Annotated in this window: 15 protein-coding genes; 7 read left to right on the top strand and 8 right to left on the bottom strand. The window is 59.9% G+C overall.

All coding sequences use genetic code 11. The annotated features are described in order from the left end of the window. Positions 1 to 15: 15 nt before the first annotated feature. The 4 genes from AC1DV9_RS16610 to trxB form a co-directional block, all read right to left on the bottom strand. Positions 16 to 1,182, bottom strand: a complete 1,167-nt coding sequence (locus AC1DV9_RS16610) for an MFS transporter (protein WP_477949179.1) — start codon at positions 1,180 to 1,182, stop codon at positions 16 to 18. 2 nt (positions 1,183 to 1,184) lie between these two features. After that, positions 1,185 to 1,478, bottom strand: coding sequence for an ArsR/SmtB family transcription factor (locus AC1DV9_RS16605; RefSeq protein ID WP_477949178.1), 294 nt, complete (start codon positions 1,476 to 1,478; stop codon positions 1,185 to 1,187). A 548-nt stretch (positions 1,479 to 2,026) separates the two neighbouring features. Next, on the bottom strand, positions 2,027 to 2,923 hold the full coding sequence (locus AC1DV9_RS16600; RefSeq protein ID WP_112386304.1) for a LysR family transcriptional regulator VtlR: 897 nt from the start codon (positions 2,921 to 2,923) through the stop codon (positions 2,027 to 2,029). Positions 2,924 to 2,946: 23 nt separating this feature from the next. Further along, positions 2,947 to 3,921: a thioredoxin-disulfide reductase gene (gene trxB, locus AC1DV9_RS16595; RefSeq protein ID WP_310294438.1), complete on the bottom strand. Its 975-nt coding sequence runs from the start codon at positions 3,919 to 3,921 to the stop codon at positions 2,947 to 2,949. Positions 3,922 to 4,156: 235 nt separating this feature from the next. Between trxB and AC1DV9_RS16590 the strand changes: the two genes are divergently transcribed. From AC1DV9_RS16590 to AC1DV9_RS16580, 3 genes are read left to right on the top strand one after another with little or no spacing between them, the layout of a single operon-like run. After that, entirely contained in the window at positions 4,157 to 4,621 is a 465-nt protein-coding gene (locus AC1DV9_RS16590; RefSeq protein ID WP_112386306.1) for an Lrp/AsnC family transcriptional regulator, read from the top strand. Positions 4,622 to 4,631: 10 nt separating this feature from the next. Beyond that, on the top strand, positions 4,632 to 5,477 hold the full coding sequence (locus tag AC1DV9_RS16585) for a hypothetical protein (RefSeq protein WP_477949175.1): 846 nt from the start codon (positions 4,632 to 4,634) through the stop codon (positions 5,475 to 5,477). Positions 5,478 to 5,505: 28 nt separating this feature from the next. Further along, positions 5,506 to 6,165 carry a glycosyltransferase family 29 protein gene (locus tag AC1DV9_RS16580; RefSeq protein ID WP_477949174.1) on the top strand — a complete coding sequence of 220 codons (660 nt, stop codon included), beginning with the start codon at positions 5,506 to 5,508 and terminating at the stop codon, positions 6,163 to 6,165. Positions 6,166 to 6,194: 29 nt separating this feature from the next. Here the strand turns inward: AC1DV9_RS16580 and AC1DV9_RS16575 are convergent, their stop codons facing one another. Further along, entirely contained in the window at positions 6,195 to 7,244 is a 1,050-nt protein-coding gene (locus AC1DV9_RS16575) for a polysaccharide pyruvyl transferase family protein (RefSeq protein ID WP_477949172.1), read from the bottom strand. Positions 7,245 to 7,360: 116 nt separating this feature from the next. Here AC1DV9_RS16575 and AC1DV9_RS16570 point away from each other — a divergent pair, with 116 nt between their 5' ends. Then, positions 7,361 to 8,335 (top strand): glycosyl transferase, encoded by a 975-nt coding sequence (locus AC1DV9_RS16570; RefSeq protein ID WP_477949171.1) that lies wholly within the window; start codon positions 7,361 to 7,363, stop codon positions 8,333 to 8,335. A gap of 93 nt (positions 8,336 to 8,428) precedes the next feature. On the opposite strand, the gene AC1DV9_RS16565 is transcribed toward AC1DV9_RS16570, so the two are convergent. After that, positions 8,429 to 9,478, bottom strand: a complete 1,050-nt coding sequence (locus tag AC1DV9_RS16565; RefSeq protein ID WP_477949508.1) for a glycosyltransferase family 4 protein — start codon at positions 9,476 to 9,478, stop codon at positions 8,429 to 8,431. A 30-nt stretch (positions 9,479 to 9,508) separates the two neighbouring features. Beyond that, complete coding sequence (greA, locus tag AC1DV9_RS16560; protein ID WP_112515781.1) at positions 9,509 to 9,985, bottom strand: transcription elongation factor GreA; 477 nt, start codon at positions 9,983 to 9,985, stop codon at positions 9,509 to 9,511. A 241-nt stretch (positions 9,986 to 10,226) separates the two neighbouring features. Between greA and AC1DV9_RS16555 the strand changes: the two genes are divergently transcribed. The 3 genes from AC1DV9_RS16555 (at position 10,227) to AC1DV9_RS16545 (ending at position 13,464) form a co-directional block, all read left to right on the top strand. Then, entirely contained in the window at positions 10,227 to 11,459 is a 1,233-nt protein-coding gene (locus tag AC1DV9_RS16555; RefSeq protein ID WP_477949506.1) for a putative DNA modification/repair radical SAM protein, read from the top strand. Then, a complete protein-coding gene (locus AC1DV9_RS16550) occupies positions 11,459 to 12,934 on the top strand; it encodes a UdgX family uracil-DNA binding protein (RefSeq protein ID WP_477949169.1) in 1,476 nt (491 codons plus the stop codon). Before AC1DV9_RS16555 ends, AC1DV9_RS16550 begins: the two co-directional genes overlap by 1 nt. A 92-nt stretch (positions 12,935 to 13,026) precedes the next feature. Continuing rightward, a complete protein-coding gene (locus AC1DV9_RS16545; RefSeq protein ID WP_477949167.1) occupies positions 13,027 to 13,464 on the top strand; it encodes a VOC family protein in 438 nt (145 codons plus the stop codon). Between the two features lie 33 nt (positions 13,465 to 13,497). Here the strand turns inward: AC1DV9_RS16545 and AC1DV9_RS16540 are convergent, their stop codons facing one another. Then, positions 13,498 to 14,526, bottom strand: coding sequence for an alpha/beta fold hydrolase (locus tag AC1DV9_RS16540; RefSeq protein WP_477949166.1), 1,029 nt, complete (start codon positions 14,524 to 14,526; stop codon positions 13,498 to 13,500). Positions 14,527 to 14,537 lie beyond the last annotated feature (11 nt).

Here is a 14,537-nt window from a genome sequence, read left to right as displayed (position 1 = left end):
TTTTCTGGCGGGAGATCACTCGGCCGGGGCGGGGGCTGTCTTGCCCTTGGCGGAGAGATAGGTGAGTGCCGTTGCGCCGAGGCCGATAAAGGCCATCAGCGCTGCGGCCAGGGGAACGCGGGTCAGCTCGAAGCCACTCTCGATCACCATGCCGCCGGCCCAGGCACCCAGCGCATTGCCGGTGTTGAAGGCGCTGATATTGATGGTCGAGACGAGGTTCGGAGCACCCTTGCCGAAGCTGACGACGCCGACCTGCAGGGCGGGAACGGCGGCAAAGGTGGCGATCGCCCAGACGAGCAGGGTGATTTCGGCCGGGATGAAGAAGCGGCTGGTATAGCTGAAGACGATCGAGGTGACGGCGATTGCGGCGAAGACGCCGGCAAGCGTTACGCCGAGCTTCCAGTCGGCGAGCTTGCCGCCGAGCAGATTGCCGACGGTGAGGCCGAGCCCGATCAGGAACAGCGTCCAGGTGACGCCCTTCGGCGACAGGCCGGTGACGTCGCGTAGCAGCGGCGCGATATAGGTGAAGAGTGCGAACATCGAGGCCGAGAAGAACACGGTGGTCGACAGCGCCAGCCACAGGCGGCCGTTGCGCAGCGCCGAAATTTCGGCGAGCAGGCTGCCCTGCGTTTCGTTCTTATCCTTCGGCAGGATGGCGATCAGGCCGAGGATGGTGACGATGCCGACGACGGTGACCACGGCAAAGGTGGAGCGCCAGCCATAGGCCTGGCCGATGGCGGTGCCGATCGGCACGCCAAGCACGTTTGCCAGCGTCAGGCCGGTGAACATCAACGCCACGGCGCGCGCCTTGCGGTCTTCGCTGACGAGGCCGGCGGCGACGACGGAGCCTATACCGAAGAAGGCACCGTGGCAGAGCGCGGTGACGACGCGCGCGAACATCAGCACCCAATAGTTAGGGGCGATGGCGCAGAGCAGATTACCGGCGATAAAGATCGCCATCAACGCGATCAGCGCCGTGCGCCGCTTCAGCTTGGCGGTCGAGACGGCCATCAGCGGCGCGCCGACGGCAACAGCCAGCGCATAGCCGGTGACGAGCCAGCCTGCCTGGGGAATGTTGACGGAGAGATCGGCTGCGACCTCCGGCAACAGGCCCATGATGACGAATTCCGTGGTGCCGATCGCAAAAGAGCTCAGGGCAAGGACGAGGAGGGCGAGGGGCATGATCAGAGATCCCGGGAGAGCTGCTTAAGGAAGTCGGCGATCGTTTCTTCGTTTCGCTTGTAGAAAATCCACTGGCCAACCCTGCGGGTGGTCACCAGGCCGGCACGATGCAGGGTGCCGAGATGCGAGGAGACGGTGGATTGCGACAGACCGCAGCGTTCGAACTGGCTGGCGCATACGCCCATTTCCAGCGGATGCTCCTGAGACGTGAAATGCGCCTCGGGATTTTTCAGCCATTTGAGGATTTCCATCCGTGTCGGATGAGAAAGCGCCTTGAGGATTTCGTCCTTGTCCATCGTTCCGTGCCGATCCGTAAATCGAAATTTCTCGATATATGGATCGACAGTCTACGATATGCAAGTCACGACGGTGTGACCTCTTGCGAGATATTTTTCTGATTAAATTTTAAGCAAAAAAAGAGGGCCACCGGAAAGCCGGGGCCCTTTAAAGGTGTGAAGGTCAATAAACCTCCAGAGGGGAACAGCTAATGCGGTGGCACTGGGAGAGAACCACGAAATGCATCAGCTATGTGCGATATGGTGGTTTATTGGGCAGGTTGCAATGCACTTTTGTGCATGCCTGCTATGCGCTGCACAAATTATGCTGCGATGCAGCGAATTTTGGGCAAAAAAAGAGGGCCACCGAAAGCTCGGGGCCCTTTTAAGGTGTGAAGGTCAAAAACCTCCAGAGGGGAACAGCTAATGCGGCGGAACTGGGAGGAAAAGCCGCCATGTGCATCAGCTATGTGCGATATGGTGTTTAAATGGGCAAACGGCAACCCCCTTTTGTGCATGTCAGTCATGCGTGAGTTGCATAGTCGGCAATTTATTCCAGGAAACGCCGCCTAGAAATTCCAGTTTCTGGCCTTGGTGACGATGAAATCGCGGAAGGCCTTGAGCTTCGCGGCGTTCTTGATTTCATCGGGATAGCAGAAATAGGTGTCGAAGGACGGCACGTCCGCATTGATTGCCAGCTGGATCAGGCCGGGGTCGCGGCCGACGATATAATCCGGCATGCAGGCGACGCCCATGCCGAGCAGGCAGGCGCGCTTGATCGAGGTCTGGCTGTTGATCTGCAGATGCGGAATGCGCTTGTTGTCCGACGAGCGGCCGGCGATCTCCAGCCAGTTGACGTCGAGCAGGTAGTTCGGCGCCGGTTCGCCGAAGGTGATGATGCGGTGGTTGTCGAGATCCTCCACCGTCTGCGGCTCGCCGTAACGGTTGATGTAGGAGGGGGCCGCATAGACGTGCATATGCACGGTGAACAGCTTGCGCTGGATCAGATCGGATTGCTGCGGCTGGCGCAGGCGAATGGCGCAATCGGCGTGACGCATGTTCACATCGACTTCCTCATTGTCGAGGATCAGCTGGATCTGGACATCCGGATAGAGCTGCATGAACTCCTGGATCTTGTCCGTCAGCCAGCCCTGACCGAGACCGACAGTCGTGGTGACGCGCAGCTTGCCGGACGGCGTTTCCGTCGTTTCGGTGAGCTGCATCTTCACGGTTTCCAGCTTCAGCAGCACGTCATGCGCGGTGCGATACAGAAGCTCGCCCTGTTCCGTCAGGATCAGGCCGCGCGCATGGCGGTGAAACAGCTTGGTGCCGACATCCTGCTCCAGCGCGCTGACCTGGCGGCTGATGGCGGATTGAGACAGATGCAGTTTATCGGCCGCATGCGTGAATGAACCCGCTTCGGCAGCTGCGTGAAAAATACGCAGCTTGTCCCAATCCAATGGCATTCCCCCACCCCTCATAGCCGATCTTACTCCGCGGCCACGGCGACGGGCATGTGGCCCGTCAGATATCGCTCGGCCTCGAGCGCGGCCATGCAGCCGAGACCGGCGGCGGTGATCGCCTGCCGGAAGGTATCATCCGTCACGTCGCCGGCAGCATAGACACCTTCTACGCTGGTTGCGGTGGAATCGGGGGCAGTCCAGAGATAGCCGTTGTCCTTGAGCTTCAGCTTGCCCTTGAAGAGTTCGGTGGCCGGCGCATGGCCGATCGCCACGAAGACGCCGTCGATAACGGTATCGGAGATTGCGCCGGTGCGCGTATCGCGCAGCCTGACGCCCGAAACCGACGGCGGCATCGGCGGCTTGGCCGGGGTGCCGGTGATTTCGGCGATCTCGGTATTCCAGAGAATCTTGACGTTTTCCTTGGCGAACAGGCGCTCCTGCAGGATCTTTTCCGAGCGGAAGCTGTCGCGGCGGTGCACGACCGTCACCGACTTGGCGATGTTCGATAGATAGAGGGCTTCCTCGACCGCGCTGTTGCCGCCGCCAACGACGATGACGTCCTTGTTGCGGTAGAAGAAACCATCGCAGGTGGCGCAGGCCGAAACGCCGAAGCCCTGGAAATGCTGCTCGCTCTCGATGCCGAGCCACTTGGCCTTGGCACCGGTGGCGATGATCAGCGTATCGGCGGTCCAGACCTGGCCGCTGTCGGTGCGGGCGACGAAGGGGCGCTGGTTCATCTCGACTTCGGTGACGAGGTCGTTGACGATTTCGGCGCCGACATGCTTGGCCTGCTGCAGCATCTGCTCCATCAGCCACGGGCCCTGGATCGGATCGGCAAAGCCCGGATAATTCTCGACGTCGGTCGTGATCATCAGCTGGCCGCCTTGCTCCATGCCTGCGATCAGCACCGGCTTCAGCATCGCGCGCGCCGCATAGACGGCAGCCGTATAGCCGGCAGGGCCGGAGCCGATAATGAGCACCTTCGTGTGGCGGGCGGACATGTCTGAATTCCTTTCGACTGGCGGGGACGCTGCGGCTAGAGAGCGAATGAGGCCGTTTCGCGTTCCTCGCTCATTTATGAACGTCCAGTGCTTTTATTCAAGGGCAGCCTTGCATTACCAACAAGGCATTGCGATCTGCTGTGCAAGAATCCACCGCGACGGCGAAACATTCTTGCCTATTACGGCACTTTATATAGAAGCTGGCGCGATCGAATTAAAGAAAGGCTGAGGCTCTGTGCGTGCCGAACTCGATGTCATCGACATAAAGATTCTGAGAGAGCTGCAGGCGGACGGCCGCATGACCAATGTCGAGCTCGCCGACCGGGTCGGCATCTCGGCGCCGCCCTGCCTGCGCCGCGTGCGCAAGCTTGAGGAAGCCGGCATCATCGAGGGCTACCACGCGATGCTGAACAGCCCGAAGCTCGGCTTCGATCTCGTCGCCTTCTGCATGGTCGGTCTGAAGCACCAGTCCGAAGCCAACCTGAAAGCCTTCGCCGCCGCCACGTCCAACTGGCCGCTGGTCCGACAGGCCTGGATGGTCTCCGGCGACAGCGACTTCCTGCTGCATTGCGTGGCGGAGAATTTGACGCGGTTTCAGGACTTCGTGATCGAGGTGCTGACGGCGAATGAACATGTCGATACGGTCAGGACGATGCTGACGATCCGACAGGTGAAGCGGTTGGGACTGGTTGAGGTTTAAGGGGCAGGCTATGCTCACTGCCGAAAATACGCTGCTTTGCATCTTCTCCTATAATATGGGGCAGACCTTGGAGCGGTGTATCTTGTCGACGCTCAAGATGTGCCCGGGCTTCGATCTGGCGATCATCGATGATCAGAGCGAAGACGAAGAGACGAGGGCGGTCATCGACAGACATCGCGGTTCGTTCCGGTATTGCCTGACGTCGGAAGGTGCCAAAGAAGGGCGCCGCCACGGCCACTTATACAACAACATTCAAAGAATGTGCGAGCTGGCAGGCGCTCAGGGCTACGAGTATATCTTCCTGATTCAGGACGACATGCAGTTCGTGCGGCCGATGGATGAGGCTATTTGCCAGCAATATTACGATCTGTTCAACAGCGATAAAATGGTTCTGCAGGTCGATCCCCGGTTCCTGCGGAAGGGATACGAATATGAAATATTGGAGCCGCAGCGCGCTTACGCGTTTCCTGCAGGCGACCCGCGCCGCTCCTATGCTGACGTAGGCATCATCCGGCTATCTGTGCTGAATTCGCTCAAGTGGGAATTTCGCGACAGCGAGGCCGATAACAAGAAAATGTTGAGCCGTTTGGGATGCGTCCGGTTGTTTCCCTTCACCCCGATCATGATGCATGTACCGTTTCCGGTCTCATATCGCGGCGGCAAGAAGAAGCGTTCGCTTCTGCCGTTTTACCGGGGGACCTACGAGTTTCATGAGCTTTCGCAGCGTCAAAAGCGTGCGATGGATGAGCGGGATCTGTCTGACATCCCTTATTTTAGAAAGTTTCTGCGGCCGAAGAACATGTATCTGGCCCGGCTCGTCTATGCGCTGGTGACCGATGCATCAGCGCTTAGATGATCGGGGCGCGTCTGTGAGCAGAGGAACCTTGCAGCGGCTGACCAATCGCTTCAGCGCTAAACTGGAGAAGAGGCGAGGCCGCCTGGTCGGAAAGTTTCGCCGGCTGTTTGGCCTGACCTATGTGTCGCCGTTGAGCGAGGCCGATATGTTCGAAGCCCTCCGGTTCAAGTCCGTCGCCTTGGTTGGCAATGCGCGTAGCCTGTCTGAGAGTGATTTCGGCGCGTCGATCGATAACCACGACCTCGTCATTCGCTGCAATCAGGCGCCTATGCCTGACAAGCGTTCTCACGGGGCAAGAACAGACTGGATTGCGACCAGCATAGAACTCGATCGCCAGATCATGGCGCAAAAGGGAGCCAGCCACCTGTTGTGGATGTCGCCGCCACGCAACGCGCTACCGGGCTGGATATTGAAGTGGCCGAATTTTTTCCTTTACCCGTCTGCGAGCCACAAGGCACTCTGCGCTAAAGTTGGCAATAGGCCGACGACAGGGCTGATGCTGATTGATCTGCTCGAACGTTCGCCATGCCTGGCGGTGTCGCTCTATGGCTTTGATTTCTACCGGAGCCTTTCATTGTCCAACGAGCATAACAGCCGCGAGACACCGCACGACTACGGCACAGAGGAAAGCTATGTCCGGAAGCTTTTGGCTTCCGATCACCGATTCTCGCTGAATATCAATGCTTGAAGATTGAGGGCGCAGGCGGCGTAATTTCGTTAGCGCCGATCGTCAGCCAGAGCCCGCATGCGATCGAAAAGTCTGGAAGCATCGATGCTGGCCCGGTGGAGCGCACTGGCGATCGTTTTCTCTTCTTCCGATGTGTAGGCAAACTCTTCCGGTTTTTTCAGACGCTCCTGAAGCTGGCCGATTTCGGTCAGGCGGCCGTCATCTAGGCCAAGGTCTTTGAGCAGGGCTTTTGTCTTCCAGGAGTTGGATTCCAGAGCCAGGAAGGGCGTGCCTGTCAGGATGCAGAGGCAGACAGCGTGAAAACGGCCGGTCACATGCAGGTAGCCATGCTGAAGCGCATTGATGAAACCGGCTTCGTCCTTGTTGAACCAGACATTGCGCCTCCGCAGTCTGAAAGCTTCCGCATGGAGGCGAATGTAGGCCTCGCGTAACATTTTCAGCGGTGCTGGGAAATGTGGTTTGCTGGCCTTGATGGTCTTGAGGATTGGCAGCAAACGCGCGTCAGGGCGGGATGCAGCCAGATCAAGCAGGGCTTTCGATACCTCTCGGGACACTGAGTCTCCAACAAGAAGCATATCGCGCGCAACTGTGGCATTGGGGCTGATGGGGCCGCTGCAAAGCGAGAGGTCCGGCAGGAAGTCGATTTTTCGGCCAGCGGCAGCGGATGCGGCCTCGGCGCTCCAGGAATCACGGGTCGATATCAAATCTATGCGCTCAAGATATTGGGCCCATTCCGGTGGGTTCTCCTGGTAGAGCGCATTGATCAAGGCGACCGGCTTTTGGCCGCGCGCCGGATGGGTGGCTATCCGCAGCAAGCGTTCGCCGGCGCGCGCTCCATGATGCAGCGTGCCCTCGCCATTGATGATGATGAGGTCGCATTCAGTTATGGCACGCAAAAGCGGCTTGTCGTGTTCCCAGTCGTTGCGGACAATGCTCCGCGCGGCGATGTTGATTCTGCGACTGACGAGATTGTCTTCGATGGTTCGCATCACACGGAAACAGCCGAAATGATTGTCGCCGCGCGTATCGTTCAAAATGACTGCATTTATTGACAATTCGGTGCCTTCCCAGGTCGACATCTATTGAACTATCGATGCCTTTAACGCATTTACCCTCTCGCAGAATACCTATCAACTTTTGCATGCTTGACGTCTGCCGGTACGTTTGCGATTTCCTGTTCAAGTGGCAGAAGTAAATGGTGGGCAAGGAAGGCCTTATTGTGCTGGGATCCGAACGGCCGTGGCGCCGGTCCATCTTTAGAATTCTTATGTACGTTCTTTGGGGTAGAAGCGGAGCGCATACTCAGGACTGGCTGCCTGGTCTCTCTTTGACCATTCCACAGCAGCCATTTGAGACCGGAACCATCGTCTATCGCGGGAATAGCATTTCGCCCTTGTTGCACCCCGCTGTCTTGAAGAACTCTGCAAGTCAGGAAATTTTCATCATCGGCTCGGGCCCTTCTCTGCGGTCGAACGATTTGTCCCTTATTGGTCCGCGCACGGCTATCCTGCTGAACGGGGCGATCAGCCTGTTGACGGAAGGGATCGATGCGCCGCTGGCGGTCGCGATAGAGGATGAGCGCTTTGTCTGGCGGCATTTCCAGCTTATGGCCGAAAAGATCGGGGCGGGAAGTATCTGCCTGTTTTCGACGGCGGTTATCCGCGCCATATGCGAAATCAATGACGACTGGCTTGCTGACAAGACTGTGATCCTGATCGACAACATTCGCAAACCTTACGGCGGCAAGCGGCGGGAATATTCTCAGTTGACCGATTTGGATTTTGTTCGCGTCCATGCCGACGAGGCCGGATTTTCATCCGATCCATCCAAGGGGGTCTTTCAAGGTGGTTCGGTGGCGATTAGCGCATTTCAGTTTGCTGCCTACTGCAAACCGGCGACAATCGGGTTCTTTGGCGTCGATATTTCCAATGCGAACGGGCCGCGCTTCTACGAGAGAATTGGTAGCGTCGCCAAGTCAGGTATAGCGCATGCGAAGCGGCGCATTCTCTCCCACATCTCGCTTGGCATAGGCGCCTGCATCGCTCAGGGAACTGAAGTGCTGAATTTCTCGCCGATTTCCGCACTGTCTGAATGCGGCTTGCCGTATGATTCACGCTATGCCTGGGCGTCCGCGCAGAAGGATGATTTGGCCGTCGAACATAGTGAATGATGCATATCGTTCGCGAACTCAGACGCTAAGCTGTGCTCCGGAGCGGTCTGTAGCGCCTATATCGAGCTTTCCAAGCGCAGGCCGTAATTTGCGTCAGACGGAGCGGTAGACGGCGGCGATGCGCTTGGCTTCCATCTCGATCTGAAAATCTTCAAGAACGTGGGAAAGCCCTTTTTGGGCCAGCGTTTCGCGCAGCGGCATATCATCCATGTAGAGCGCTGCCGCGCTTGCCATCGCCTCGAGGCTGTCGCGTGCAATCATGGCCTCCGGGCCATCGCCGCTATTTACCAGCAGCTCCGGAAACGCCCCCACATCCGTGGCGATGACATGCACGCCCGATGCCATTGCTTCCAGCGGCGTCAGACCAAAGCCTTCCCAGCGTTGGGGGGCGATGAAGAGGTCGAGGGCGCGGTACCAGTCGTTGATATCGGTGTGCTCGCCGACGAAAAGGATGCGGTCCGCAAGGCCTGCGGTCGCCGCACGTGTCTTCAGGTTATTCTCGAAGTCGACATGTTTGGCCGTGGCGCGGCCGGCGATGATGGCGATCCAGTCCGGGCGATCCGGGAGGAGGCTGATCATCGTGTCGACGAAGAGGTCGGTGCCCTTCTGATGGCGGACGCGGCCGAAGCAGCCGGCAATCTTCTTCGTGGGGTCGAGGCCGACGGCTGCCTTTGCCGCCGCCTTGTCAGCAGGCGGAGAGAAGCGGGCAGTGTCGATGCCGTGGAGGATGACGGTGTTCGCGACTTCGAGATAGGCCGAGGTCTTGCCGCTGGTGGCGATCACCGCGTCCATTTTCGAGATCAGCCATTTGGTCCAGCCGGTATGCTTGCGCTGGGAGGCCGAGGTGAAAACGATCTTGAGCTTCATGCGCAGCAGATCGCGCATGATGATCGCGGGCAGCATCTCGACATTGCGCCGCGCGTGCCAGACGCGGTGTTTCCTGCCTGCTGGCGGCGTCCAGAGATGGACGAGGTCGCGGAAGCGGATATGCGGCAGGCTTGCGGGCAGGCCAGGGCCGAGCGCGGCGATCTTCTGGCCGAGCGCCCGCTGCACGGGAATCAACTGAATGATCGTCGACGTGACGCCGGACAGGCGCCGCTTGAAGTTCGGCGCGATGATCTCGACGTCACGGATATCGATGATGGCTGGGTCGCGATCTGCGGCCACGGAAGATCAGCCCCAGGAAACCTGGAGGATTTCATAGGCCTTCGAGCCGCCGGGCGCGTTGACCTCGATGGAATCGCCGACTTCCTTGCCGATCAACGCGCGGGCGATGGGCGAGGAGATGGAGATGCGGCCGGCCTTCACGTCGGCTTCCTGATCGCCGACGATCTGGTACGTCTTTTCTTCCTCGGTGTCCTCGTCGACGAGCTTCACCTTGGCGCCGAACTTGATCTTGTCGCCTGACATCTTGGAGAGATCGATGACTTCGGCGCGTGCCGTCAGATCCTCGAGCTCGCCGATACGGCCTTCGTTATGGCTCTGGGCTTCCTTGGCAGCGTGATATTCGGCATTTTCCGACAGGTCGCCATGGGCACGCGCTTCGGCGATCGCTTCGATGATGCGGGGACGCTCTTCCTGCTGGCGCCAGCGCAGTTCTTCCTGCAGCTTGACGAAACCACCCTGCGTCATCGGTACCTTATCTACCATTTTCCCGTCCTTTGATCTTCGTGTCTTCCGGTAGGCACAGACACAAAAGAAAACAGGTCCCGAAGAGAACTTCGGAACCGTGCAAACCATCCTAGTTGCTTTGCTTATAGCAGATCGCAAATGGCGATTGCCATAAAATTCGTATCGGGATCTCCAACCTAGCGCTGTATTCGCAGCCGTTTCCAGCAAATGCCCGTGGTTCGCTTGACTTTTAGCGATGGAACATATAGTGAACAAAACAATGAAGAAGACGCTGAAAGAAAGACTGGCGATCCTTTCGGATGCCGCGAAATACGATGCCTCCTGCGCTTCCAGCGGAACCACGAAGCGCGATTCGGGGGCGAGCGGCGGCCTGGGTTCGACGGAGGGGTCCGGTATCTGCCACGCCTATGCGCCTGACGGACGCTGCATCTCGCTCTTGAAGATCTTGCTCACCAATTTCTGCATCTATGACTGCGCCTTCTGCATCAACCGCTCGTCCAGCAATGTCGAGCGGGCGCGGTTCACGCCTGAGGAAGTGGTCTGGCTGACGCTGGAATTCTACCGGCGGAACTACATCGAGGGGCTGTTCCTGTCGTCGGGGATTATTCGCTCATCCGATCACACGATGGAGGAGATGGTGCGGGTAGTGCGCGAGCTGCGCGTCACCCATAATTTCCGCGGCTACATCCATCTGAAATCCATTCCGGAGGCGTCTGCGAAGTTGATCGAGGAGGCGGGGCTCTACGCCGACCGCCTGTCGCTCAATATCGAGCTGCCGACTGATAGCGGCATCACCCGTCTGGCCCCGGAAAAGAAGCCGTCAGGCATCCGCCGCTCGATGGGTGATCTCCGGCTGAAGATCGAGGAAGCCGGCGAGCCGACGCTGCAGACGAAGCGGCGCAAGCGCTTCGTGCCGGCCGGCCAGAGCACGCAGATGATCGTCGGAGCCGATGGCGCCAGCGATGCCACCATTCTCGGCACCAGTGCCCGGCTCTACGGCAGCTACGGGCTTCGCCGTGTCTATTATTCGGCCTTTAGCCCGATCCCGGATTCATCGAAGAACCTGCCGCTGATCAAGCCGCCGCTGATGCGCGAGCACCGGCTCTACCAGGCCGATTGGCTCTATCGCTTCTACGGTTTCGGGATCGACGAGATCACCGCGACGCAGGAGGGCGGCATGCTGGATCTCAATCTCGATCCGAAGCTTGCCTGGGCGCTTGGCCACCGCGAGCAGTTTCCTGTCGATATCAACCGGGCCGCCAAGGAAATGCTGCTGCGCGTGCCGGGGCTCGGCACCAAGGCGGTGAAGGGCATTCTCTCCGGCCGCCGTTTCCGCAGGCTTCGCATCGAGGATCTGGCGCGGCTCGGCGTGTCGATCAAGAAGGTACAGGCCTTCGTGACGGCCGAGGGGTGGACGCCGAGGCGGCTGATCGAGCGGCCGGATCTGCGCGCCATGTTCGAACCGAAACCCGAACAGCTGCAGTTGCTCTGATGCTGAAGGTGGCGCTGCAGGGCAAGGGTGACTTCTTCGAGTGGCGCGATGCCGCCCGGTCGCTGGCACTGGCAGGCATTCCGCCCGAGGATATCGAGTGGCGGGAGAGGGGTGGCGACAAGCAGCTGTTCTGGGAGGAAGACGTGCTGCCGCCGCAGCCCGCGGGTGGGAAGCCGATGACGGTGCCGCAGGCCTTCATCGATCTGGCATCCGCGGTCATCTGCCATTGCGATCCGGTGCGCTTCTCGCTTCTGTACCGGCTGCTCTGGCGGCTGCAATCCGACAAAAAGCTGCTTGATATCGTTTCCGACGAGGATGTGGCGCGAGCCCGCCTTCTGGAAAAGAGCGTGCGCCGCGACGCGCACAAGATGACCGCCTTCGTGCGCTTCAAGGAGGTCGGCAGCGGTATCTCAATGAACGGGCGGCGGAAGTTTCTCGCTTGGTTCGAGCCGGATCATCATATCGTCGTGCGCAAGGCGTCGTTCTTCCAGCGGCGGTTCAACGACATGGACTGGATCATTCTGACGCCGAAGGGTTCGGCCGGGTGGGACGGCGTGAAACTGACGACCAGCCACGAGCCCTGCGAGAAGCCTGATCTCACCGACGATGCCGACGAACTGTGGCGCACTTACTACGCCAATATCTTCAACCCGGCGCGGCTGAAGGTGAAGGCGATGCAGGCGGAAATGCCGAGGAAATACTGGAAGAACCTGCCGGAGGCCGATCTCATTCCCGGGCTGATTGCCAATGCGGAGAGCCGGGTGATCGAGATGGCCAAACGCGAGGCGAGCACGCCGCAGCCCTTTCACGATCGCCTGCAGGAAGCGGCTCGCAACCAGCCGCAGCCGGAGCCGTCGCCTGCCGGGACGCTCGAGGCGCTGCGCGAGCAGGCCGCCGTCTGCACGCGCTGTCCGTTGCATGCCAAGGCGACGCAGACAGTGTTCGGCGAGGGCCCCGGGAATGCCGATGTCGTTTTCGTCGGCGAGCAGCCGGGCGATCTGGAGGATCTGGCAGGGCGCCCCTTCGTCGGGCCGGCCGGCAAGGTGTTCGATCAGGCGATCCAGGCAGCCGGTATCGACCGCTCGGCGCTCTATGTCACCAATGCGGTCAAGCATTTCAAATACGAGCCGCGTGGCAAGCGGCGCATCCACCAGCGCCCCAATATGGGCGAGGTGCAGCATTGCCGCTGGTGGTTGAAGCTGGAGCTCGATCTGATCAAGCCGAAAATCGTCGTGGCAATGGGCGCGACGGCGCTCGCTTCGCTGACGGAAACGAAGCACAAGCTGACCGATATCAGGGGGCAGGCGATGCGGATGGCGAACGGGCGGCTGCTCTTCACCACCGTCCATCCATCCTATCTGCTGCGGCTCCCCGATGAGCGCGACAGGGCGGAGCAGACGGCGCTGTTCCAGCGGGATATGGTGGAAATACAGAGGCTTATGGCGGCGCTTTTGAAAACTGATTCCGCTGCCTGACAATCTGATTCAAAGAAAGGGCCCAAGAGCTGTCGGTTGCGGGCCGCCTCAAGCGTCCTTTGCCTGAGGTAACGATAAGGGAGACTGCAGTAATGGCACTGAAGCGGATGGACAACATCGGCATCGTCGTCGACGATCTCACGGGAGCGATCGCGTTCTTTGGCGAACTTGGTCTGGAACTCGAAGGGCGCGCCACGATCGAAGGCGCGTGGGCGGGGCGCGTCACGGGGCTGGGAGATCAGCATGTCGAGATTGCCATGATGCGTACGCCGGATGGCCACAGCCGGTTGGAACTCTCGCGCTTCATCCGGCCTGAGGTCATGGCGGATCACAGGAATGCCCCTGTCAACGCCTTCGGCTATCTCCGCGCCATGTTCACGGTCGATGATCTGAACGAAACGCTCGAGCGGCTTCGTGCATGTGGTGCGCAGCTGGTGGGAGACGTCGTCAGGTACGAGGATGCCTATCTGCTTTGCTACATCCGTGGGCCCGAAGGGTTGCTGATCGGGCTTGCCGAGGAACTCGGCTAAGGCGAGATCAACGATGGCATCTGAGCGCCGCCGTTATGGGTTCGAAGCGGCGCCATTCGTATCCGTCACCGGCAGCGACGTCATGAACGCGGCGATCAGGCTGGCGGTCTTCTCGGGCGCCTCGATCTGCGGGATGTGATTGACGCCGTCGAGCGCGGAAAGCTGCGCCTTCGGCAGCAGGCTGGCGATCTCTTCGCCCTGTACCAGCGGCGTGACGCTGTCTTCCTTGCCCCAGATGAGGAGCGCCGGCTTTTCGAAGCCGCGGTAATTTTCCGCTTTGAAGGCGCGCGAGCTTTCCTCGTTGCCGAACAGGCCGGTGACGAACCAGTCGGCGATCGCGTGGCTGGTGCCCTTGACGTCAAGCGGGCGGCTGTAGACTTCGATCAGTTCCGGTGTGGCGACGGCATCGTCGTCGGCGACGAAATCGCGCAGCGCTTTGCCGATCATGAGAGGGTTGGTGAAGGTGGCTGCCATGATCGCCTCACGCAGGCCCGACGCTGCGAAAAGCGGCGCCAGCGGCGGCTTTGATGGCGGGCGGCCAAGGCCGAGTGCGACATCGAGGAGAACAAGGCCGTCGATACGATCCGGCTGGGTCAGCGCGGTCTCGACGCTCGCGCCGCCACCGAAGGAATGGCCGAGCAGCACGAAGCTCTTCAGCCCCAGGGCATCTGCAAAGGCGAGGATGCGGCGCGCCTGTGCCTGACGGGAGTAATCGCCGGAAGAGGGCCGTTCGGAATAGCCGAAGGGAGGCAGGTCGGGGGCGATAACGCGGAAGCCGTCATTCCCCAGCCGTTCGGCGATCGGCGCCCAGGTTTCCGACCATGCCATGGCGCCGGGGATGAGCAGGATTGCCGGACCGCTCTGTGGTCCCCATTGCTTGTAGTGGAGGTCGAGGCCATCGGCCTGAAGGTATTGCCCGGGCTGACCATTGCGGCCCGGCGTCACGCTCTCGCGCCAGATTGAGGCGGCATAGAAGCCGGCGAAGACGAGAAGCGCTAGCCCGATCAGCGCACCGGCGATGCCGGCGAGGATTTTGACGATCCGGATGGCAATGCTTCTCATCTTGCTTCCCC

The sequence above is a fragment of the Rhizobium sp. 01L410 genome (genome assembly GCF_056400165.1).
Note: the sequence above shows the minus strand (reverse complement) of the source record. Positions and strands in the feature narration are given on the sequence as shown.